Raw genomic sequence first — 1,006 nt, 5'->3', positions numbered from 1 at the left:
GTCAGACACCATTACACACCCAGTAGATAGCAGCCGACCTGTCTCACGACGGTCTAAACCCAGCTCACGACCTCCTTTAATAGGCGAACAACCTCACCCTTGCCCGCTTCTGCACGGGCAGGATGGAGGGAACCGACATCGAGGTAGCAAGCCACTCGGTCGATATGTGCTCTTGCGAGTGACGACTCTGTTATCCCTAGGGTAGCTTTTCTGTCATCAATTGCCCGCATCAAGCAGGCTAATTGGTTCGCTAGACCACGCTTTCGCGTCAGCGTTCCTCGTTGGGAAGAACACTGTCAAGCTATCTTTTGCTCTTGCACTCTTCGCCGGGTCTCTGTCCCGGCTGAGATAGCCATAGGGCGCGCTCGATATCTTTTCGAGCGCGTACCGCCCCAGTCAAACTGCCCGGCTATCGGTGTCCTCCTCCCGGAGTGAGAGTCGCAGTCACCGACGGGTAGTATTTCACTGTTGTCTGGGTGACCCGCTAGCGCGGGTACCTCTGTAACGACTCCTACCTATGCTGCACATCGGCGACCACGTCTCAGCGACAGCCTGCAGTAAAGCTCCATAGGGTCTTCGCTTCCCCCTGGGTGTCTCCAGACTCCGCACTGGAATGTACAGTTCACCGGGCCCAACGTTGGGACAGTGAAGCTCTGGTTAATCCATTCATGCAAGCCGCTACTGATGCGGCAAGGTACTACGCTACCTTAAGAGGGTCATAGTTACCCCCGCCGTTGACAGGTCCTTCGTCCTCTTGTACGAGGTGTTCAGATACCTGCACTGGGCAGGATTCAGTGACCGTACGAGTCCTTGCGGATTTGCGGTCACCTATGTTGTTACTAGACAGTCCGAGCTTCCGAGTCACTGCGACCTGCTCCGTTCCGGAGCAGGCATCCCTTCTTCCGAAGGTACGGGACTAACTTGCCGAATTCCCTAACGTTGGTTGCTCCCGACAGGCCTTGGCTTTCGCCGCCATGGACACCTGTGTCGGTTCTCGGTACGGACA

The 1,006-nt window shown here is 56.3% G+C and carries 1 rRNA gene; it reads right to left on the bottom strand.

Going from position 1 to position 1,006, the window contains the following annotated elements:
• Positions 1-1,006, bottom strand: a 23S ribosomal RNA gene (locus VI234_RS21145); the annotation flags it as partial.

Origin of the sequence: Haloarcula sp. CGMCC 1.2071 (assembly GCF_037078445.1) — an archaeon.
In the GTDB taxonomy this organism is placed as follows: domain Archaea; phylum Halobacteriota; class Halobacteria; order Halobacteriales; family Haloarculaceae; genus Haloarcula; species Haloarcula amylolytica.
Note: the sequence above shows the minus strand (reverse complement) of the source record. Positions and strands in the feature narration are given on the sequence as shown.